17 protein-coding genes are annotated in these 21,454 nt (G+C 42.4%); 2 read left to right on the forward strand and 15 right to left on the reverse strand.

What is annotated here, in order from left to right; translation table 11 throughout:
- A partial coding sequence (locus tag VB836_RS15700) for an Ig-like domain-containing protein (RefSeq protein WP_323220511.1) occupies positions 1-591 on the reverse strand: 591 nt, incomplete at its 3' end.
- 293 nt (positions 592-884) lie between these two features.
- Between VB836_RS15700 and VB836_RS15705 the strand changes: the two genes are divergently transcribed.
- The gene (locus VB836_RS15705; RefSeq protein WP_323220513.1) at positions 885-2,180 is read left to right on the forward strand and encodes an MFS transporter; all 1,296 of its coding nucleotides are present in this window, start codon (positions 885-887) and stop codon (positions 2,178-2,180) included.
- Here VB836_RS15705 and VB836_RS15710 read toward each other — a convergent pair.
- A complete protein-coding gene (locus VB836_RS15710) occupies positions 2,155-3,246 on the reverse strand; it encodes a sucrase ferredoxin (protein WP_323220515.1) in 1,092 nt (363 codons plus the stop codon). The genes VB836_RS15705 and VB836_RS15710 overlap by 26 nt on opposite strands.
- A 287-nt stretch (positions 3,247-3,533) precedes the next feature.
- The gene (locus tag VB836_RS15715) at positions 3,534-4,295 is read right to left on the reverse strand and encodes a COG4280 domain-containing protein (protein WP_323220517.1); all 762 of its coding nucleotides are present in this window, start codon (positions 4,293-4,295) and stop codon (positions 3,534-3,536) included.
- 284 nt (positions 4,296-4,579) lie between these two features.
- Here VB836_RS15715 and VB836_RS15720 point away from each other — a divergent pair, with 284 nt between their 5' ends.
- On the forward strand, positions 4,580-5,356 hold the full coding sequence (locus VB836_RS15720; protein ID WP_323220519.1) for a thioesterase II family protein: 777 nt from the start codon (positions 4,580-4,582) through the stop codon (positions 5,354-5,356).
- Between the two features lie 209 nt (positions 5,357-5,565).
- On the opposite strand, the gene VB836_RS15725 is transcribed toward VB836_RS15720, so the two are convergent.
- From VB836_RS15725 to VB836_RS15780, 12 genes are all read right to left on the reverse strand, one after another.
- A complete protein-coding gene (locus VB836_RS15725) occupies positions 5,566-6,783 on the reverse strand; it encodes an ABC transporter permease (RefSeq protein ID WP_323220521.1) in 1,218 nt (405 codons plus the stop codon).
- A 114-nt stretch (positions 6,784-6,897) separates the two neighbouring features.
- Entirely contained in the window at positions 6,898-8,475 is a 1,578-nt protein-coding gene (locus tag VB836_RS15730) for an efflux RND transporter periplasmic adaptor subunit (protein ID WP_323220523.1), read from the reverse strand.
- Between the two features lie 67 nt (positions 8,476-8,542).
- A complete protein-coding gene (locus VB836_RS15735; protein WP_323220525.1) occupies positions 8,543-9,844 on the reverse strand; it encodes a serine hydrolase domain-containing protein in 1,302 nt (433 codons plus the stop codon).
- A gap of 92 nt (positions 9,845-9,936) precedes the next feature.
- Entirely contained in the window at positions 9,937-10,791 is an 855-nt protein-coding gene (locus VB836_RS15740) for a sterol desaturase family protein (protein WP_323220527.1), read from the reverse strand.
- Positions 10,792-10,981: 190 nt separating this feature from the next.
- Positions 10,982-11,491: a hypothetical protein gene (locus VB836_RS15745; RefSeq protein WP_046279815.1), complete on the reverse strand. Its 510-nt coding sequence runs from the start codon at positions 11,489-11,491 to the stop codon at positions 10,982-10,984.
- Positions 11,492-11,695: 204 nt separating this feature from the next.
- Positions 11,696-18,061: a DUF4347 domain-containing protein gene (locus tag VB836_RS15750; RefSeq protein ID WP_323220529.1), complete on the reverse strand. Its 6,366-nt coding sequence runs from the start codon at positions 18,059-18,061 to the stop codon at positions 11,696-11,698.
- 563 nt (positions 18,062-18,624) lie between these two features.
- Complete coding sequence (locus VB836_RS15755) at positions 18,625-18,822, reverse strand: hypothetical protein (protein ID WP_323220531.1); 198 nt, start codon at positions 18,820-18,822, stop codon at positions 18,625-18,627.
- A gap of 294 nt (positions 18,823-19,116) precedes the next feature.
- Complete coding sequence (locus tag VB836_RS15760) at positions 19,117-19,716, reverse strand: hypothetical protein (protein WP_323220533.1); 600 nt, start codon at positions 19,714-19,716, stop codon at positions 19,117-19,119.
- Positions 19,713-20,204, reverse strand: a complete 492-nt coding sequence (locus tag VB836_RS15765) for a hypothetical protein (RefSeq protein WP_323220535.1) — start codon at positions 20,202-20,204, stop codon at positions 19,713-19,715. Before VB836_RS15765 ends, VB836_RS15760 begins: the two co-directional genes overlap by 4 nt.
- A 114-nt stretch (positions 20,205-20,318) precedes the next feature.
- Positions 20,319-20,534 (reverse strand): MbtH family protein, encoded by a 216-nt coding sequence (locus VB836_RS15770; protein ID WP_323220537.1) that lies wholly within the window; start codon positions 20,532-20,534, stop codon positions 20,319-20,321.
- Positions 20,535-20,574: 40 nt separating this feature from the next.
- Positions 20,575-20,913, reverse strand: coding sequence for a hypothetical protein (locus VB836_RS15775; RefSeq protein WP_323220539.1), 339 nt, complete (start codon positions 20,911-20,913; stop codon positions 20,575-20,577).
- A 29-nt stretch (positions 20,914-20,942) separates the two neighbouring features.
- On the reverse strand, positions 20,943-21,281 hold the full coding sequence (locus VB836_RS15780) for a hypothetical protein (RefSeq protein ID WP_323220541.1): 339 nt from the start codon (positions 21,279-21,281) through the stop codon (positions 20,943-20,945).
- Positions 21,282-21,454 lie beyond the last annotated feature (173 nt).

The following is a 21,454-nucleotide window of genomic DNA, read 5'->3' on the forward strand; positions in this document are numbered from 1 at the left end:
TAAACTTCCATTACTTGGTTCAGTAATTAAAGTAGCCGTGAGTTCATCGCCATCATCATCGATATCATTGCTAATAATTCCCTCCGTTAGATTAACCGTTAAAACAGTTTCAAAAGGAGTTGTGTAATCATCGTTGTCCGCAACCGGAGGACTATTGAGTTGAGATGCTGTATCGGCTAAATTTAAAGTAATTTGACTCGCATTCGCATCAATACTATAAGCGTCGTTTTCTACCAAAAAAAATGTCGTCTCTTCTACGCCAATATCATTATTTCGGTTAAAATTTGGATCGTTAGGTGGGAGATCGTCGTCATCAAAAATAGGTAAGATAATTGTGGCAGTGTTATCAAGAATTCTAAAATCAAATCCGCTATTGTCAGCATTTCCTCTAATAATTTGACCTCCAGTAACTTCGGGAGGAGGTATCAAAATATTAAAGTCACCCAAAGCAAAGGGAATGTCGTTATCGAGAGTGATGACAACTCCATCATCGGGAATTTCTCCCTCAACGTTAAAGGTAATGGTGGTTGCGCTTCCTTCATCTTCAATTAAAATTGATGGGTCAGCCGTGATACCGATTGTGATAGCCATTTTTCAAATTCCGTTGCGTTATTGAATCAAACCTGTCAGAATAGATTAGCTCTAGCTGAGAATGAGTAGCAACAGTAGAATAGCATGATTCAGAACGATTGAGTCGATATCTCGATAAAATTCCAATTTCGGGACACTTGAAATTTTAATTTCGAGTATCCTATGAGTTTGTCTGTCTGAATTTACCCAGAGACCCAATTTATGACTGGAACTTAAACTTTTATAAATATTTTTATAACAGAAAATCCAGTTCTATAATTTCAAAGCCACTAATTTTCAAAGCCACTAATTTTATGAGAACGTTTACTATTCTTTGGTTTGGACAGTTAGTTTCAGCAATTGGTAGCACCATGACCTATTTTGCCAGTGTTATCTGGATGTGGTCATTGAGTGAATCGGCGACAACGTTATCTCTAGGTGGCTTTTTTGGAATTGCTACTAGCCTTGTTTTAACGCTGTTTTCTGGGATTATTGTAGATCGGGTAAACCGTAAAATTTTAATTTTAATTGCGGATTTAGTTGCAGGTTTATCAACAGTTATTTTATTATTCTTGGCTTTAACAAATAGCTTAGAAATTTGGCATCTTTATATTGCGATTGCGATTAATACTCCCTTTAATCAAATTCAAATTTTAGCTTATCAAGCCTCAATTTCTCTGTTAGTTTCTCCCCAACATTATACTCGCGCAACCAGTATGGGAGCCGCTCTCAATTATGGTTCAAGTATTCTCGCTCCGGCTTTAGCAGGAATATTTTATCCAGTCATTGGATTAGTTGGAATTTTGATCATTGATATTTTAACTTTTATCGTTGCGATCGCCACTTTACTACTGACAGTTATTCCTCAACCTCAACCCTCTAATTCTAACAATGTATCTGAACAAACGATTGGGAAACAAATCACCTTTGGATTTTCCTATGTTTGGCCGAAATCGGGTTTATTAGCATTATTAACAGTTACAACTTTATTTGGATTTGCTCACGATATTGGCGCTGCGATTTATGAACCAATGATATTAGCGCGGAGTGGTGGAGATAGCAATATATTAGGATTTGCTGCATCTGCGGCAGGTGCAGGAGGAATTACAGGTGCGATTATTGTTACCATTTGGGGAGGCACAAAACGCCGAATTAATGGGGTATTATTGGCGATGTTGGGAGCAGGAATCAGTAAAACAATATTTGGTTTAGGTGAAACCGCTTTTGTTTGGATTCCTGCCCAATTTTGTTCTTCGTTAAATTTTCCCTTAATGGGAAGTTCAGATACTTCGATTTGGTTAACTCAAGTTTCACCTGATATTCAAGGACGAATTTTAGCCATGCGATCGCTCATGCGTCAAAGTGTTTCTGCTATTGCGTATTTAATAGCAGGGCCTTTAGCAGACTATATCTTTGAACCCGCAATGCAGCCCGGAGGCATTTTATCACCCTTTTTTAGCCCTATATTTGGCAGTGAAAAAGGAGCAGGAATCGCCCTTTTATATGTTATGAGTTCGGTGGGATTATTGCTGCTTGGATTTTGGGGATTTCAATTAAAACCGTTGAAAACGGTTGAAAAAGAAGTTAGTTCACTTTCAGCAAACGGCTAACTTGGTATTGTTCGACAGCTTTGGGTTTAACCTGTTCACCGGATCTCAGTAAACTGAGAACTTTTCCACTCAATTTAACTCTCGCTGTGTAAGCGCCTTGAACTGTATCTTCTGGGGAATTGTATTCAATAATAACATCAACCCAAGTCGCCTTTTGTTCAAGTTTTTTTCGTAAAATTTTAGCTTGAGGGAGAGGAATAAATCGTAAAATCTGTTTCAAAATGTAGATAAAAATACCACCTTGATCTTGAGCAATAACACGACCTGATTTATGATAATTTAACCAATTCCAACCTTCTTTATCCCAGATTTCTCGTTCGGCTATTTGAGCAAATTTGACCAAACCAGACCATCCCCGATAATAGGGTTTTAAATCTACTAAATTTCCTTCTTGATGAATGAGTAAATCGAGGATATCAGACTCTAAATGACCCCAAAACCGACCCGAAGGAAAATCAATTAAAGTCGGTGCGAATTGATGACCCCCAAAATGATTCGTTTGCCAAATTCTGACTTTATTTCGAGAATTAGCAGCATAGTTTTGACGGAGTTCTTGATAAAGCGGATAACCAAACCGACCACAAGCCCGATCCACTTGAGTATGAGTACAAACTAAAATCTCTCGAATATCTTGAGTATTTTGGCGATAGTGTTCAAATTTTTCTAACTTCTGAGGTTGAATTAACAGTGCATGAATCACTGAACTAAGTTCATCTTCAGGAAACAGATATTCCTGTTTTTCAAACTCAGAAAATAATACAGTTGAACGACAGTAATGAAAAATCCTAACATAACCCGGTTTAGAATAGTCTTCATCGGGAACAACTAACAGGGGTCTTAGCATAATTTTAGGGTTGAGCTGTTCCCACTGTTTCAACGCTTCAACAATAGGCTGAAGCCTAGAATTATTTTTCCAGGGGTTACTTGTCCAAGGCTGAGGAACTTCTACAATTAACCATTGTTCAACGGTGGGTGCAGTACCAATCGGATCGGCTCCATTCGCTTTAGAAAAAACGTTACAATAGCTGCATTCGGTTTGATTTTCTACCAGTTCTGATGTGATCATAATCTTTAATTCTCTAAATTGTAGTTAGTTAAAGTCAGTTAGTCCGTTAAAGTCAGAGGTTGAAACCTCGGCCTAATTTTAAAGTCCTCTGAATAGGACTAAGAATTAAAAGTTGAGTCGGTTCAAACCGACTTTGCCTATTAGACGGGGACTTTAGTCCCTGGCGTAAAACCGATTTAATTTGAGTTTTGTTCACTTTTGACAAAAAGGAGTTAGTCCGTTCAAGTAAAAGAGTTTTAAACTTTTTCCTATTACACGAGGACTTTAGTCCCTGGCGTAAAACCGATTTAATTTGAGCTTTGTTCACTTTTGACAAGAGGAGTAGCATAATCAATTGAGTCTTGATTTTTTTTCAGCATATATATCGCTACAGTTGCAGCTAAACTATACAAACTGACTAACATTAAAATTGCAAATTCTTCAAAAATCCATTCAAAACCAAGTCCTTCTCCTAGCCAAAATGTACCTAACGCCGTGAGTAAAATTCCGGCACAAAGTTTAATTAAAACTTCAGGAAGCTTGAGTAAATATTGATGGAGTAATGTAACTAAACCCAGGGAGAAAACTAGGGCTAAAATAGTAGCACTGATTGCTTCTTTCCACGCCGCAGAAGCCAAGCCTAATGTTGTCACAATAATGGCGACTTCTAAGCCTTCTAAAGCCGCACTTTTTGCCATGATCATAAAGTTCAAGGGACTAAAACCTTGCGGTTCCGTTTCTATGGAAATTCCTTCAGCTTCTAGGGGATCATCACTCATCCAGCCTGCGCGTTTTCCTTTGGCTTGTCGCAAAACGGACTTTTTCACCCATCCCCAACCAAACCAGATGAGTAAACTACCGATAAGAATTTGCAATAAATACAAGGGAATCAACTGCAAACTGCTACCCAGAGCGATCGCTACGACAGCAACTCCAGTCAACCCGGCGACAGTTCCCCAGATCGCCTCTCGTGCATAGCCGGAACGGGCGATCGCATAAGCAATCGCTGCCGTTTCCAAGAACTCAACACTGGCACTCCCCGCCGCCGCTAAAAAGATACTCCAGTTCATCTTGTTTACAATTATTCTCAATATAGCTATGGTATTATACAGGGAGATTGGTCAAAAAACCAGATTTCGCTGAATTTTTCTGCTTGACCTTTTTTGAGAGTTAATCTGTATAGCACTCTAGCATTGGAAATTTCTTGTGTTGAAACGCTTTTCATCAATAAAATTAGGTGGATTCAAATTCGCTGCTTTGCCCAGATTGTCGCCCTCATCGTCCTGGAGGGAGTCGCTAAACAGCAATTGACCACTCTGACTACGACCATCCTCTGTTGTAAAGGCTTTCAAACATGACAACAATACAAAACTTTAATCATTGGCTGACTTGTCCTCAACCGAATCCCAAAGCAAAATTACGCTTATTTTGTTTTCATTATGCTGGCGGCGGAGCGTTAATTTTTCGCAACTGGTCAGCTTATTTTTCTCCCAATATCGAACTCTGTGCGGTTGAACTTCCGGGGCGAGGAAAACGTCTGCGTGAACCGCCCTATACTCAACTTAAACCTCTCATAGAAGCGTTAACTTTAGCTATTCATTCTTATTTAGATAAACCGTTTGTTTTCTTGGGTCATAGTATGGGCGGGTTAGTTAGTTTTGAATTAGCGCGTCAACTACGTCGAGAATATGGTCTTAGTCCCCAACATTTGTTTGTTTCGGGGTGTCGTGCGCCGCAAATTCCTGATCCAGCTCCCCCCATTCATCAGTTATCAAATCCTGAGTTTATCGAAGAATTACGGCGTTTCAATGGTACCCCAGAAGCCGTTTTACAAAATCAAGAGTTAATGGATTTATTATTACCCTGTTTACGGGCAGATTTTGCAGTTTTAGAAACCTATACCTATCAGTCAGAACCCCCATTAACCTGTGATATTACAGCATTCTATGGTTTAGAAGATCAACAAGTGAGTCAAGCCGAGATGCAAGCTTGGGAACAGCAAACAACGGCTAATTTCTGCTTTAAAACCTTGCCCGGAGATCACTTCTTTCTGCATTCTCATCAATCTGTTTTAACTGAGTTCATTAACCTGAGAATGAATCAGATATTAAGAGGGTTAGTTCGATTATAAACGATTTACAAAGGGCGGGTTCATATCAGTTTTTGCAGAGAACACATATATTTTGGTGTAATATCATGTCCGGTTGATTAATTCTGTTATGGGGTGGGTTTAAACAGTGAACAGTGAACAGTAACCAGTGATAACTGTAAAAACTGGTTACTGCATAACTGATAACTGTAAACTGTAATGAACCCGCCCCTACATAACTTGTGACTGTTTTAAGCACTTCTCAACGCAACAATCGGGTCAAGTTTTGCTGCTTGCTTGGCAGGAAATACCCCAAAAAACAACCCAATTCCCCCAGAAACACTCACCGCAACGGCAATAGCAATCGGTGAAACTCCGGCTGATAAAGGCGTTAACATTCCGATGATAAATATACCGCCAACTCCAACAGTTGTGCCGATAAATCCACCCACAGCCGATAAAATTACAGCTTCAATAATAAACTGTATTAAAATATCTCGTTGAGAAGCACCAATTGCCTTTCGCAGTCCAATTTCTTGAGTTCGTTCAGTAACAGAAACGAGCATAATATTCATAATTCCAATTCCACCGACAAACAGAGAAATAGCTGCGGTTGCTGCCAATAATATTGTCAACGCTCCGGTAATTTTACTGAGTCTTTCCATCAACTCTTTTTGACTTTGAACGGTAAAGTCATCTTCGTTTGTAATTTTATGTCGCAGTCTTAGTAAATTTTCAATCTGAAATTGAGCCGCTTTCATTTTAGATTGATCTTCTACAGAAACCGAAATAAAAGTGACTTGAATTCCATAAGGTGAAGTTTTTCCAACAATTCGATTAGCCATCGTTGTCACCGGAATAAAAGCATTCATATCTTGATTATTTCCGAGGGTTGAACCTTTAGCCTGCATGACCCCAACGACTTGTAAACTAATATTTTTGAGTCGCACCGATTTTCCTAAAGGGTCTTCATTGCCAAATAATTGTTCAGCAATTTCTGAACCCAAAGCGACAACTTGTTCATTCCGTTTTAAGTCTAAATCGCTAATAAATCGTCCTCTAGCTACATCAAAACCCCGAACCGTTAGATATTCAGGAGTCGCCCCAACTAAAGCAGCAGAAGAATTTTTTCCACGATAAGACATGAGTTCACTTCCCGTTATAGAAGGAGCAACTTCTTTAACAGTAGGAACCTGTTCAGCAATAGCTTCCGCATCTTCTAAGACTAAAGTTTGAGGCGGATAAACCGGACGACTTTGAGCTTCAGGACTTCCAGGCAGAACAAACAACACATTCGGCCCAAAAGAATTGACCTGTTGACTAACAAATTCTTGAGCGCCTTCTCCGACTCCAATCATCCCAATAACAGAAGCATTTCCAATAATAATCCCCAACATTGTTAAACTACTTCGCATTTTATGAGCGAGTAGAGTTTGGGTTGCCATTTTAACCTGTTCTAGAAAATTCATTTGTAATGGATAAGTTGATTGTAACGGATGGGTTGATTTTGGTTTTTTGGGGTTTTGGCTTTTTTAACGGATGAGTTTATTGGTAGAAGTCTAAGCCAATAGATTCCACTTTTTTTACTTGATAATGTCTTCTAACGTTTGATTTTCTGGTAATTCAACAAAAACGCGATCACCTGTTTGTACACCTTGAAGAATCTGAATTTGATTCCCTAACGTGGAACCCGTTGTCACCGGATGAAATTCCGGTTTATTTTCTTCATCGGGCATTAAAACCCCCGTTTCTCCTTGATGGGTTACAATAGCAACCGTCGGAACAACGAGTGAATTTTTGAGAGTTTCTCCTACAAATTTGAGATCAACATTCATCCCAGACTGAAGTTTTTCTTTGCCTGTACTAATTTCAATTCGAGCTTGAAACAAAGTAACATCTTGTTCTTTTACCGCTTCTGGTGCGATTAACTGTACTTGTCCTGCAAACACTTGATCCGGGTAAGCATCCGCAACAATTTCTACTTTTTGATTGGGTTTAATTTGCCCAATATCCGCTTCGGGAATTTTCGCTAAAACTTCTAAATCTTTTGCCAAGGCTACAATTGAAGTCGAAGTCGCAGAAGTCGCATCAGATGCCGAAGTTGCAGGCGTAACAAACGCCCCTTCTACTGCATAACGTTGGGCAATAATTCCCGCAAAAGGAGCGCGAACTTCTGTATCTTTTAACTGAGTTTGATAATACTGAACAGAGGCTTCTGCTTCGGCAACTTCAGCTTCGGCACCTGCAATTTCTTCAGGTCGAGTTCCATTTAATAATTCATTGAGTTGACTTTGGGCTTCAGCAACTTCAGCTTGAACTTGAGCAATTTCTTCGGGACGCGCCCCATTTTGCAATTGTCGCAACGCTTGACGTTCTTGTTCAACCGTTGCTTGTAATTGTTCTATTTGAGTTTTTCGACTTTGTTGAAGTTGTTCTAAACGTCTTTTAGCTTCCTCCACAATTGCATCGAGTCGGCGTTCATTTTGTCGATATTCTTCGAGTTCATCTTGAGAAATTGCCCCTTGTTCTCGTAAATTTTTATAGCGATTAACTCGCTCATTTGCAAGTTCTAATTCCGCTTTATTCGCTTCAATTCTTGATCGAGCTTGAGCAATTTCTTCTTCAAGACTTCCCTCACGAGCATCCGCTAAACGGGCTTCTACTTCATTTAATTTCGCCCTAGCTTGATCAATTTCTTCTGAACGAGTTCCCGCTTTTAATTCAGCTAAACGGGCTTGAGTTTGATTTAACCTCGCTTCGGCTGCTGCAATTTCTTCGGGACGACTTCCGGTTTTGAGTTTTTGTAAGTTAGCTTTTACTCTAACTAATTGCGCTTTTGCTTGTAATAATTGCGCCTCTATTTCGCCACTTTCCATCCGAGCAATCAGTTGACCCACTTGCACGCGATCGCCTTGTTCAACGTATAATTGAGCCAAGCGTCCTTGTGTTTTTGGACTCAGATTTACTCGCCGTACAGGTTGTACCACTCCACTGGCTGTAATTCGCACGGTAATTTCTTTAGCTTCCACAGGAACCGTTAAAGTTTCGATCAGTTCAGGGGTTATTTGAACTCTATTTTGCACCCAATAGACTGACACAGGAACAGCTAATAAGACCGTTGAAACAGGCCCAATTAACCACACAATATTGAAACTTGACATTAAACTCCATCAATGCTTAGATCGACTTTTATTAAGGTATTTTGCTGCAATTAGGAGTCTGTATAATCTATTTACTGTCAGCTTGCCGTTTAAACCGAATCAAAAATCCACCCACTAAAACCACCCCAAACGCCGATAATATTCCCGGTTCAGGTACGGATGCAATCGGTTCTTGAGCTTGACGCCAAGCCCGAAAAACGGGATTACTGATATTATCTAAATCTCGTGAATTAATCAACTCGATATAAATCGTGTTATCCGTCTGAGAATAGAATAAATTTGAGCGATGGGCTAACGTTAAACCTCGATGACCATACCATTGTCTAATCGGACTTTCTAACACCCCAATTCCTAAACCATAAGCATCATAATTATTAGAATCAATCGGTTTAACCACAGTCAACATTTCTGCCAAAGATTCAGGTTCTAAAATATCCCCAGTCAACAAACCTGCAATAAATCGTGCCATATCCGTCGAGTTAGAAACCATCGCACCTGCCGCCCAAGCCCAAGATAAATTCGCCTGAGAAACATTATTAAACGTGCCATCTTGATCAAAATCCCAATAAGCATCAACAACCGCTCCCGGAATGTCTTCTTCCTCCGCAAAAAAGGTATTATTTAAGGCTAAAGGTTCAAGAATCCGAGAACGAATTTCAGCCGCAATATTCGATTGAGTTGCCGTTTCTACAATTAACCCCAATAAAATCACATTCGTATTAGAATATTCCCAAGATTCACCCGGCGAAAAATAGGGTTCTTGATTGCTAATAAAAGTCAAAAGTTCTTCCGGTTGCCATTCTTGTAAAAATACACCCGGATTTCTTTGGGCTTGAAAGAACAACGGCAGAGTATAATCAACAATTCCACTCGTATGATTTAACAATTGACGAATCGTAATCTGTTCAGCATTGGGAACATTTTCTAACACTTGAGACGGCAACCATTCATCTAAAGTATCTTCAAGCGTTAGCATTCCTTCTTCCACTAATTGTAAAACCACAGTGGCTACAAAAATCTTAGTAATACTCCCAATTTCAAATCGATCTTCAACCGTTAACGGGGTTTGAGTTTCTAGCTGTGAAAACCCACTCGTTCCTAACCAAGTTCCTCTCGGGCTAATAATTGCCATAAAAGCCCCCGGAATATCATCCGTTGTTTCAGCAAAGATGAGATCGAGTTCTTCTGCAAGAACATCGGAAACTGTATTCGTAAAAGAACTACGATTAACAACTTCTAACAAGAAAGGATTTTCACTAATATCCTCAACTAACGATGCCGATTTAACATCTTTTGCTAATCCTAGAAAAATTGTGATCGCAATTCCAATCAATACAGGTACTTTAATTCTGAGATTTGACAAATTCACTAAAGTTAGACTCCTCAATTCTATAAAAAAACAGTACAATTTCTTACGGTTGTCGCATCAAAAATATCTTTCCTAAAAAAACTCATACTCCTTTAGTGGAGCGACTTGTGAAAAGCAATTTTCTTCATCCAAGTCTTGAAATAACGAGGCCCACTCCATTCTCGCAACGGTAGCATCACAGCAACCCAAAGATTGTTATAGTTCTCGCCTGTGGCTAACCCTGTTGCGGGGAACTCACCTTTACGGGGTCGATAGTAAGTCCCGAATACAATATCCCAAAAAGGGAAAAACGCCGCAAAGTTTTTATCGAGATGTTTCTCTTCAAAAGAATGATGAATCCGATGATGTTGAGGCCCAGTAATCAACGGAGAAAACCCGCCCAATTCCAGCCGCAGATTCATATGAATAAACTGCAACCAAAGAATCTCAATAAACGCCAAAATCCCAATTTCAAGACCCTCAAACTGAAACAGAATTCCCATCGGAACACTCAAAAACAGAAGAATTAGCGGGTCTTCTAGCCAATGGACTCTCTGGGTACTCGTAACATTTAGGGAGACTTCGCTGTGGTGAAACTTGTGCTGTTCCCACAAAAACGGTTTAGTGTGTTGACAGCGATGAAACCAATAGTAAAAAAAGTCAGTAATTCCCAGGTAAAGTAAACCCACGCCAATATATTCCCATAAGCTTCGCGGGGCAGGTATAGCAATGTAGGGTGCATTTAGCCAGCCTTGTGTTAATGTCACAATAGACCCGATACCTGCTGCTCTAATTAACAGGATAATCAAGCTGTAGAGAACATACCATCTCAGGTTAAACCACAGGTGGCGTAGAGGTTGACGGGGTTCAGCCGGATGTAGACGTTCAAAGACGATGAAGACGCCGTACATCACAAAAGCGGTTACAAGATATTTGATAAAGCCTATCGGTGCAGCCAGCCATTCCATCAGATCTCTACTTAATGAGGATGAATGTCAATAAGTATAGTAAACCATATCACATGAGTTGACAAAAGATTGGCGATCGCTGGGTCAACAGCGTGATCACAAGCTTCTCTAGAGATCAAGATTTAAAGTTCAAGAGATGACCCGTGATTGAAAAAGTAGACGGGGTATCGAGAAAAATACTCAGTGTTTGTCACCCCGTTAAAGAATTGACACCCTCTTCTAATTCAAGTATTGTTGGAGCATTGCGATCGCCAGAAATATCTCCATCGACGGCTTCATCATAGAAACTTTCAACCGGAGTTGGAGTTGGTGTAGAATCTGCTATATCTTGAAGGGTAATTGCTACAGAACTCGCATCAGGATCTAAAGTTAATCCAACACCTGCTTCGACAGTAAAAGTAATGGTTTCGCTACCTTCTTCCTCGTTATCAGTAAAGACTGGTAAACTAATGCTTGCTGTTTGTTCGGTTAGTCGTAAAGTAAAACCATCCGTATTATCACTCACACTAACAATTTGCGCCCCGGAAAATTGAGTTGCAAATACATCAAATTCCCCGAGTGAATTAATCATATCGCTGCTCAAAGTAACGATAATTCCTTCTGCTGGGGGCGGTTCGTCGAGGTTAAAATTGAGCGTTAATAGGGTTTGTTCTGCTTCAATTAGAGTTGTGGGAGTTGCAGTTAATGAAAGTGTTGGCATAATTTTTTAGCCTTTTTATTGAACTACATCGATTGCTCTCTTGGTGTTCTCCTCAAGGATTCAATGTTTTTTAAATCCCCCAAATTAGGGTGATTTTAGATTTAAAACTCTGATAATTTGAATCAAATTTTCAGTAGAGACCAGCCTAAGCCAGCCTCTACTTTTAACCTAATTAGACCGATAGTTTGCTACTTTCGGTGTTGATTAACCAAAAGAAACATTTGGGGTCACAAGGAACAGTTCAGGAGTGAGAATATCCGCATCCACACCCGAGAGAACCGCTAAGGTTTCCCCTGATCCGCTCACGCTAATCATCGCCCCTGCATCACTATTGGTAATCGAAAGTTCCTCAAACGTGAGTTCACCTTCGACTAAACCAATGAAGTCTTCAGTAACATCAAAATCAGTAATTAAATCTGTTCCATCTCCACTTCCGAAGACAAACAGATCGCTACCACTTCCGCCAGAGAAATCATCCCCTGTAAGAGTATCGTTACCCGTGACGCCCATAATGGTGTCATCACCCGCATCGCCGAAGATTTCATCATCGCCTTCATCCCCACTGAGGAGGTCATTACCGCCTTTACCGCCAATGCGGTCATTACCCGCACCACCGGAAATCACGTCATCACCCCCGTCAGAACCGCCAGGAGAACGGCTATTCGCATCACCGCGTAGGACATCATCACCCTCGCCACCGAAGATGGTATCATCGCCCAAGAGTCCGGCAACGAGGTCATCACCGCCTAAAGCATCGATGCTGTTATTTTCCCCATCACCGACCAGGGTATCCGCGTCATCGGTGCCAACGATATCGGGTTCATCACCGCCATCCTCACCGGGAACTAGGTCAAAGGCGATTTCGTATTCACCAATATTGACACCCGTTAGAGGAGAAATGCGACCACTACCCGTACCCGCTTCAAAGGGATCATAGATGGTATTTCCCCACTGACTGACACCGACAAAGTAAGTGCCTGTTTCAGTTGCGGTAAATTCGAGGTAAGGATCACGAGTACCGCTAAACACTTCATCAGCCGCACCCGCATTATTAACGCTGGCGAGTTCGTTACCTTCACCATCAAACAGTCGCAGATGAGAGTCTAAGCGTTGGGGAACATCGAAGTATTCGACTTCATACTCAAAGGAGTCTACATCAATCTTGATAGTATCTCCGGCATTGAGGGCGAAGCTGTACATATCGACATCTTCAGACGCATCAACCGTCAGGCTATTACCTTCTTCGTCTTCGGCAAAATATTGACCAATTTCACCCTCAAAGCTCACATTAGAATTACCAGAGGTTAATCCTGTAGCGATCGCTTTGGCAATGGTATCATTGGCTTCATCACGAGACGTGGCAGCCTGGTCAGGAGTATCAACAATGCTAAAGGTCGCAGTTTCCCCTTCCGGATCAACTTGATAACCTGTACCCGACGCTAAGGAGAAGGTAACTTCTTCTAAACTTTCATTTTCACCATCCGCCGCAACCGGGAGGCTAATGGTCGCGTCTTTGGCAGTTAGGGTCAGATCAAAGCTATCTTCTCCGACGTTAGAAATTTCGCCACCAACGACAACAATACCATCGAGGTTAAACTCGGACAGGTTGGGCGCACTAACCGAAACCGTGACGCCTTCTTCTGGTGGTTCTGCACTCAGGCTGAAGTTGTGAACGGATACTGTTTCTTCCGACTCAACTAAAACCTCGGGTTCTGTACTCAGACTAACTTGAATTTGTGAGTCTGGGGTGTCTTTAATAGCGATCTCAGCGCTACCGTTATCTGAACTTACCGTATAGCCTACACCCGGTTCGATAGAGAAGGTGTATTCTTCAATGCCTTCGATATCATCGGGGCTATTAAATACGGGTAAGGTAATGCTAGCGTTCTGACCCAACATCTGGAAGTAGAACCCTGAGATGTTTCCATCGGGAATGGCTACCCCTCCTTGAATGTCAGCTTCAAATATGGTAAATTCGCTCAAAGTGTTCGCTTCACCCGTGCTGACGTAGACCTGTACGCCTTCTGCGGGTGGCGGTTCACTCAAACTGAGGTTGAGGGTAAATTCGGTTTCCTCTGACTCAATGAGTTCAGTTGGAGTAATTTCCAGGCTGACTTCTGGAGTCGTTGTCGGAACGGGCGCCTGATCGATAGTGTCGTAGAAGGTAACAGTAGAACTATTGAACGGCGAGACGTTGTAACCAGCGCTTTCTTCCAAGAAGAACGTTGCGGTTTCTGGGCCGTCGGTTTCCGGTTCGGCACGGTTGGATGGGTTGAGTGAGATGGTCGCAAAGGATTCTTCCAAGCGGAATTTAAACCCTGTCGCTTGACCATTTTCATCATAAACCGCATCGAGGAACTGTCCGCCTCGGGTAAACGGTTTATTATTTAAGTTGCCGCCATAGGGAACCGCATAATCTTGGCCGAATTCCTCATCTTCTAAGCCACCAAAGTAGTCGGGGAAGGCAATGTCGCTGTTGATATAGACCTCAATACCGCCTTCAGGAACTTCACCGTTTGCGGTCAAGACGAAGTTTAGAGCCGATCCCGCATCTTCGGGTGCCGTTTCTACTAAGCTGGGCGAGAGAATACCATATTCGTCATTCTCAAAGTCGTTCTGGTAGGTACCTGTTACTCCAAATAAGGAGATAACCGGGCCTTCACCTGTAGAAGCTGGAATTTCTGTCGGTTCGGGAGTAAAGGCGTTAGGATTATTGAGAGCAAAGTTGAGCGTATATTCACCGGGGCCGTATCCGTCTGGTTCGGCATCAAAGTTACCTGTGCCTGATCCGGGAACGAGAGGATCATATTCTCCGTTGTTGTAGAGAGCAACCCCAACATAATAAGACCCATCTTCGGGAGCGGTAAACTCGATGTATGGCTCGAAACCTGAATTAAAGATTTCATCGGGCGCCGCGCCGTCATCATTGGAGGCGAGTTCGGTTCCGTCTTCAGTGAAGATCCGCAGCCAAGGATCGACTTTGCGACCCGGTTCAAACTGGTTGGCGTCGGCATCGAGGCTGAGGAGATCTCCGGCTTTCAGGTCTACTTTGTAGATATCTACATCTTCGGTAAAGTCAACGTAGAGTCGGCCGTTTTCGGTTTCGTAGAAGTTGCTGGTTTCGTGATCGATAGTGCTGGTAATAGACAGTTCGGGGTTGTTTTCCCCTAAACCTGTATTAAACGCCAGTGGGATAATATCGTTGGGTTCGGTGACTTCCGTCGGTGGTGGAACTTCATCTGTCACATCCACTAAATTGAAGGTTGCAGTACCCGCTTCAGGGTTGACTTGATAACTGTCTCCAGCTTCTACGGTGAAGGTGGCTTCTTCTAACCCTTCTGTTTCACCATCGGCCGCCACAGGAAGGTTAATGGTTGCGGTTTGTGAGGTGAGTTTGAACTCAAAGCCGTCTAAACCTTCATTAACGCTAACAATTTCTCCGCCGATGACTTCGATGCTGTCTAAGTCAAATTCTGCTAACATCGGAGCGCTAACAGATATGGTGACGCCTTCTTCTGGGGGAGGTGAACTGAGGCTAAAGGTGTGAACACCAACCGTTCCTTCTGATTCAATCAGAGTGGCAGGTTCGATAGAATAGGAAACTTGAATCAGAGAGTCGGGATTATCGGCGATCGTTACATCAAATCCACTGGCTTCAGGATCGATAGTATAACCGGGACCTTCTACTACTTCAAAGCTAAAGGCTTGTACACCTTCGACAATGCCTTCAGTGATTTCTGGGTTGGTGGTTTCATCGAAAGCGGGTAAGGTAATTGATGCGCCATCTTCAAGAATCTTGAAGTAGAAGCCACTGGCTGAGAAGTTGGCAAAGGGTACTGCACCGCCTGAGATTTCGGCGTTGAAGACATCAAATTCTCCTAAGTCACCAAAGTTACCACTGGTGCTATTAACGTAAACTAAAATGCCGTCAGAGGGAACTTCACCGTCAACGTTAAAGGTGAGGGTGGTTGTGTTACCAACGGACTCAACTAATGCGGTTTCGCTAACGGTTAAGCTAATTTGGGGTGAGGTTTCAGGTTCTGGTGCGGTTTCGAGACTGTCGTAGAAGGTAACAGTGGAAGACCCCATCTCGCTGCTAACGCTGTAGCCCTCTCCTGCTTCTAGGGTGAAGGTGGCATCTTCGGGGCCGTCGGTTTCGATTTCGGGTTTGTTTGTTAGGTTCAGGGCGATCAACGTATTCGGGCTGTTGACTCGCAGACGAATACCGGATGCTGCACCTGTTTCGGGGTCATAGACAGCATCTAAAACTTCACCGCCAACGGTTAACGGGCGACTTCCTAAGTTGCGGAAGTAGTCGGCTAAAGCAACATCACTGTTAATGGTGACTTCTAAGCCTTCTTCTGGAATTTCTCCTGTGGTTTGTAGGCTGAGTATGAGAGTAGATGCGCCTGCTTGTTCGCCTAATGATTCCACCAGTTCGGGCGTTAAAATGGTGTCGCGGAGTTCAGTGCGATCGCCATTAAAGGTGCCGGTCAGGGTTTGTAGTGAAACAACAGGGCCATCTGTTGGGGGTTCCGGTTCGGGTTCGCTAACCTCGCTATCATCAATGGTGATGGTAAATTCACTCGCTTCGGGATTGACTTCGTAGGTTTCACCGTTTTCTAGGGTGTAGGTGAAGGTTTCGAGTCCTTCTGCTACATCGTCTTCAAAGACGGGAACTGTCAGGGTTGCGGTTTGTTCTGTTATTCGGAAGACCACCGCACTGACGGTTTCGTTGGTTCCGGCAATGTTTCCGCCTGTTACGACTGGGCCTTCAACGGTGATCTCGTCTTCTGGATCGCGAGGGTTGGAGGCGTTGACATCAAACTCAGCAATGGCTCGGGGCAGATCGCCATTCAGATAAACTAAAACGCCTTCGGGTGGCGGGGCTTCATCCAGGGTGAATGTCAGGGTTATGGCGGTTTGTTCGGACTCTAACAGGGTTGTGGGTTCTGCTGTTACGCTAACGCTTGGCCCAACACCACCCTCTACACCATCGGTGACGGTGAAGCTGGCTGTCTCTCCATCGGGGTCAACGGTGTAACCAACGCCTGGTTCTAAGCTGTAGCTAAATTCTTGGTCGGCTTCTTCGAGAATATCGTCAAAAACCGGAATTTCGATGGTTGCTGTGGGTTCGGTGATCGTGAAGTTGAAGCTACTCAGGTCGTCTTCGAGAGCAAATAAATCTAAAACTCCCCCCGTCACTCCGGTTTCTACTAAGGGTCGGTCAAAGCGGAAGAACGGCTCTAAGGTTTCTGGATCAAAACGAACCTGGGCTGCGGTGAATTGTTGCAGGATACCGGGAACATCTCCCTGTAACCGCACTTGTAAGCCTTCTTCTGGGATATCGCCAGAGGTGTTGAAGTTCAGGGTTAGTACCGAGCCTTCGGCTTCGCTAATGGTATCTGGGCTAGCCGTAAAGCTGACTACTGGTTCTGTGGGTTCTGGTGAGGGTTCAGGTGAGGGTTCTGGCGTCGGTTCAGGTGAGGGTTCAGGCGTGGGTTCAGGCGTGGGTTCAGGCGTGGGTTCAGGCGTGGGTTCAGGCGTGGGTTCAGGCGTGGGTTCAGGAACAGGTTCCGGTTCGGGTTCCGGCGTCGGTTCCGGTTCGGGTGTTACTCCGTCGCTATCTTCAATTACAAATGTTGCTGAACTCGCTGCGGAGTCTATTTCATAGCCCTCGCCCGGTTGTATCGTATAGGTAAAGCTTTCTGAACCCCCTTCGTCTTCATTGTCATCAAACACGGGTAGGGTAATGCTTGCGGTTTGTTCTGTGATCCGCAGGGTAAAACCGTTGGTATCATCGCTCACCCCAACAATGCGGGCGCCGCTATATTGGGCTGCAAATACGTCTAACTCGGCGATCGCATTAACAATGGGACTGGTAACGGTGATATCAATTCCCTCGGCTGGTGGGGGTTCACTCAGGTCAAAGTTTAGGGTGAGTACCGTTGCTTCTTCTTCTACGAGGGTGTCAGGTGTTGCAGTTAAACTAACGGTGGGAATGAATACCCCTGCGTAGGTTTGGGTGACAGAAGGTAGAAAGGCTAATTTTTCCTGTACTGAACTGATGAACTCTCCGATGCGGATGTTCAGGTTCCAAGTTCCGCCTAAGTCGGCGTTTCCTACTCGTTGCTCTGAGGCGGTAATATTAGCTCCAGTAAGCTGATGCAAGATGTTAAGGAATTGATGTCCTACGCCTTGAGCAACTTGGCAACCGTATAAAACTAGGGAGTTGCCTTGTAGATATTTTGACCAATTTTTAAGCTGTTCTTGGTATTGGCTGAGGGTATTGAGACTTAATTGCGTTTGACCCAAATATAAACAGCCGGGTTCGCCGTGTGAGACGATGTGCAGGCTGTTGATAGCGGGGGAACGCTCTAATGCTGCGGTAATTTGCTCTACGCCGTCAACATTGGGGTCAAGCAGTAATACTTCTGCGTTCGGTTGGACTTGGCTGGTTAACCAAGAAGCATCGGTGACTCCAGAATCTATCGCAATAAGCATTTGAGCGTGTTTCATTTGGCGATCAACTGTTGTGCGATCGCCTGAAAATCGAATAAAATTGTCCATTATATGACCTCTACGAAAGTAGATTTTGATTTGACTGCCCAGAAGTGACGTTCTGGGTTTTTTGTCAGCAGAGTTGAGGAAAAATTACCCAACTTGCTGTTTTTGTCTTTGTTTTCAGCTCAAAACATAGGGACGGGGGGAACCTCAATTGAAGTGAGGCTTGACCCCAACTTTTGACAATGACTGTCAAGTAATAAAGCCTAGTGAAATATATAACATCTTTAACAACAATTTGAAAAGGGATTTTGAAAATATTTTATTTTTTGCAAATTTTTTGATTTTAAATCCTAATCAGGCTTGAAGATAGAAATCTTTGTGCTAATAAATTTTAATTTTTTTATTAATAAGCATCACAATTTGGATGAGAAATGATTCAAATTCTCACCCCAAAAAAGACAAGTTAAGATTTAAGTTTACAGGATAAATGCTAATAGCGAGATTTACGTTTGAGTTTAGAACTGGCTCCCTAAATTCCAACACCCAGTAAGCTTAAAATTGAGGCAGGTTCAGGGACAGATTTACCGGGAATCGACTGTTGAAAGAACAGAATTTGTTCCACGAATTCATCGGGCGGAATTACCGCAGTAGACGTTTCCACCGGAATCTAGAGCAATGGGGCCGAGGCTTTGGGAGGAGTAGAAATCTGAAAAGGGAGCAGCAAAGATTCCGGCTCGTGCGGGTTCGGCAAGAAAGGCGGAAAAACTCAATAAGGTGATACCCGCAGTTGCTCTGGCCAAGTGGTGATAGATGCTTCTGGTCATTAGATATTCAGTTAGTAGTAGGAGTACAAGTTCTGAGCTGTGGGTGCAGTCGCTCAATTATTTGAGAATTAATTTCAAGAACGAGATCATCATAAGTTGTAGTGTTTGGGGAAGTCTAGGGGGTTTTGTAAAGTTGGGGCGGAATTGTGTAAAGCTTCTGTAAAGCTGATGGCTCAAGGTTTGACCAAGTTTAAGCGATTAAACCTTTTGACATCGGGTTTTAGGGCAATTTCAACCATTTTTCAGCTTTTAGATGAACACCTTGAAAACTCCTCTATAACTTGAGATGTAATATCAACTATCTTGAGATAGATTTGAGCCTTGAGACGAAGCTTGATGAAATGGACATCCTGGAGTTGTACGATCAGGATCAAGCTGTTGCCAACGACTGAGGGCAAATTTATCGAGGGTTTTCAGGGCATTTCCGCGATCAAAACGCAGGCTTCCGGTTTCTTCTCCGCCAAATTTTTGACAGACGGCTTTGTGAGCGGTTGCGAGTTCAAAATAGGCTTGTACAAAGCGTTCATGTTGGGGTTGTAATGCGGTGGGTAGCTGTTGAAAATGGGGACGTAAACGCTTCCAAATTTGCATTAACCAAGCATGATCCCAAGACATTAATCCACTAAAATCCGCAGATTGAACGTTAGGGGGTGCCATTGTGGGACGAATATATTCTTCATATTCGGCTCGACTAAAACTTCCCGCCAGCGACATCGCGGCACCGGATGCTAACATTAAATCACTGGCGGTTTTGAGTTCGATTTTGGCTTGGGAAAGATTGCCGGAGGTGAGATGTTTTTCAAAGCGACTCAGGCAGATAATTAAACCTTGGATATTCACGAAAAATGACCAGTGAAATCCTTGCCAAATTTGATGGGAATTGTATTGATTCATGGGTGATCCTCTAAATATACATCAAAAACTCTAGCCAGTAGGTGAGCGTAACTGATAAATCCTTGTTTTTGTTGTTCAATCTGAGTAGAATATAAGTTAGGAAAGTTAGAATTGGGTTGATTGCTAGAACAGAGTATTAAAAATTGTTGACCTGCAAGAATGACACTTTTCACTAAACAAAAAGCAGGTTGTTCGGTTTGAACATGGTTGACTTGAAAATAGCGATCATAATCTTCGACTTCCCAGGTTTTCAGCGATGCTTTTGTTGTGGATATTTGAGCGGGAGAAGTATCCACAGGTTCTAATATTTGCAAGGCTTGATGAATGAGAGTCAAAGCCATTTCAAAAGAGGTTTGTTTCAGTGCATTTAAGAAACCATTTAGGGCGTAAGTAATCTTGACTCGTTCAGTATCTTTTAAGGGATATTCTGTGGGTAAATTCCAGGGAAGAAGTAAGTCAAGCTGAGAGGTGGGATTAGGTTCACTCATGTTTGAGGAAAGACATTCAAAGAAACGTCAATATCTAGTTAGTTTAAGAATATCCCGCCCTTCTCAGTGAAAAGAAAAGAGGTTTAAAGAAACCTCTCTTGGGGTTGAAGAAATTTAGGATTTTTCTAACTCCTCCATTTTTCGACGCAAACTGAGAGGGCGCATATCTGTCCAGACTTCTTTGATATAGTCTAAACACTCTTGTTTGAGTCCGCTTTTACCCACATCTCGCCATCCAAAGGGGATTTCTCGATAGTCTGGCCAAATTGAATATTGTTCTTCTTCGTTGACAACAACGCGATAAATTGTAGTATCTTCTTCTGAGTTCATCGTTAAGGTTCCTCTGTTGAATTTGGGTGATTGAATTCAATTAAACTAAGGTTGATTCGGTGACAGGTTGGAGATTTCCTTCACCTGTTAAAGTTTGCAGGTTAATATCAGCAATACACCGAACTTTAACATAGTTTAAGGTTAAATCGCCTTCGATATGAACGGTTCCTGTTTCTTGTTCAAAGTTAGCGGTTTGAACGTTACAAGCGTTTTCATCGAGTCTAACTCCGAGTTCAGTTCCGCCTCTGGTTTGGGTAAATTTGATGTAGACATAGCCTCTATCGATGCTTTCTTTGAAGGCTGTTACTGTTTTTTCGGGTCTTAAACCGACTTCAATAGGATGTTTTCCTTGCGATAATCGTTGTACTAATTCGTCCATGTTTCTCCGTTGTATTTTCAGTCAAAAAATTAAGCTTCTGTTTTCTCTGTTTCTGAGGATGTTGCTGTTACGTTTACAGGTTCATAAACTGGAACTTCAAAGTTTAAAACATTATCACAAAATTCTTTCCATTCCGGTGTAATGTTGTCAAAAATGATGTTTTCATCTTTGAAGATTCCATCGGTGACAACATAGTTTTCTTGTAAATACAAAAAGTCATCTTCGGTGAGTTCTCGGTTGATTTCTATTTCTTTACCCTCAACAGTTTGGGTTTCTTTGCGGGTGTTTTCTGTTTTTTCTGTCCATTGACTAAATTGACGTAATCTGTCAATTGGATAAGCTTTGCAATATTTTCCCATTGTTGCCATTTTGTTTCCTCCTGAATGTCGGTGTTTAGATTTTAAAACCAGGTTTCTTGTAATGATATTACAAATCAAGTTTGAGATTGAATTCAGAAACCGGGTTTTTCGGGTTTTTCCTCCTAAAGATTCTATACAAAAACCCGGTTTCTTGTAATGATATTACAAATCAAGTTTGATAT

This window comes from Limnoraphis robusta BA-68 BA1 (assembly GCF_034932365.1).
Taxonomy (GTDB): Bacteria; Cyanobacteriota; Cyanobacteriia; order Cyanobacteriales; family Microcoleaceae; genus Capilliphycus; species Capilliphycus robustus.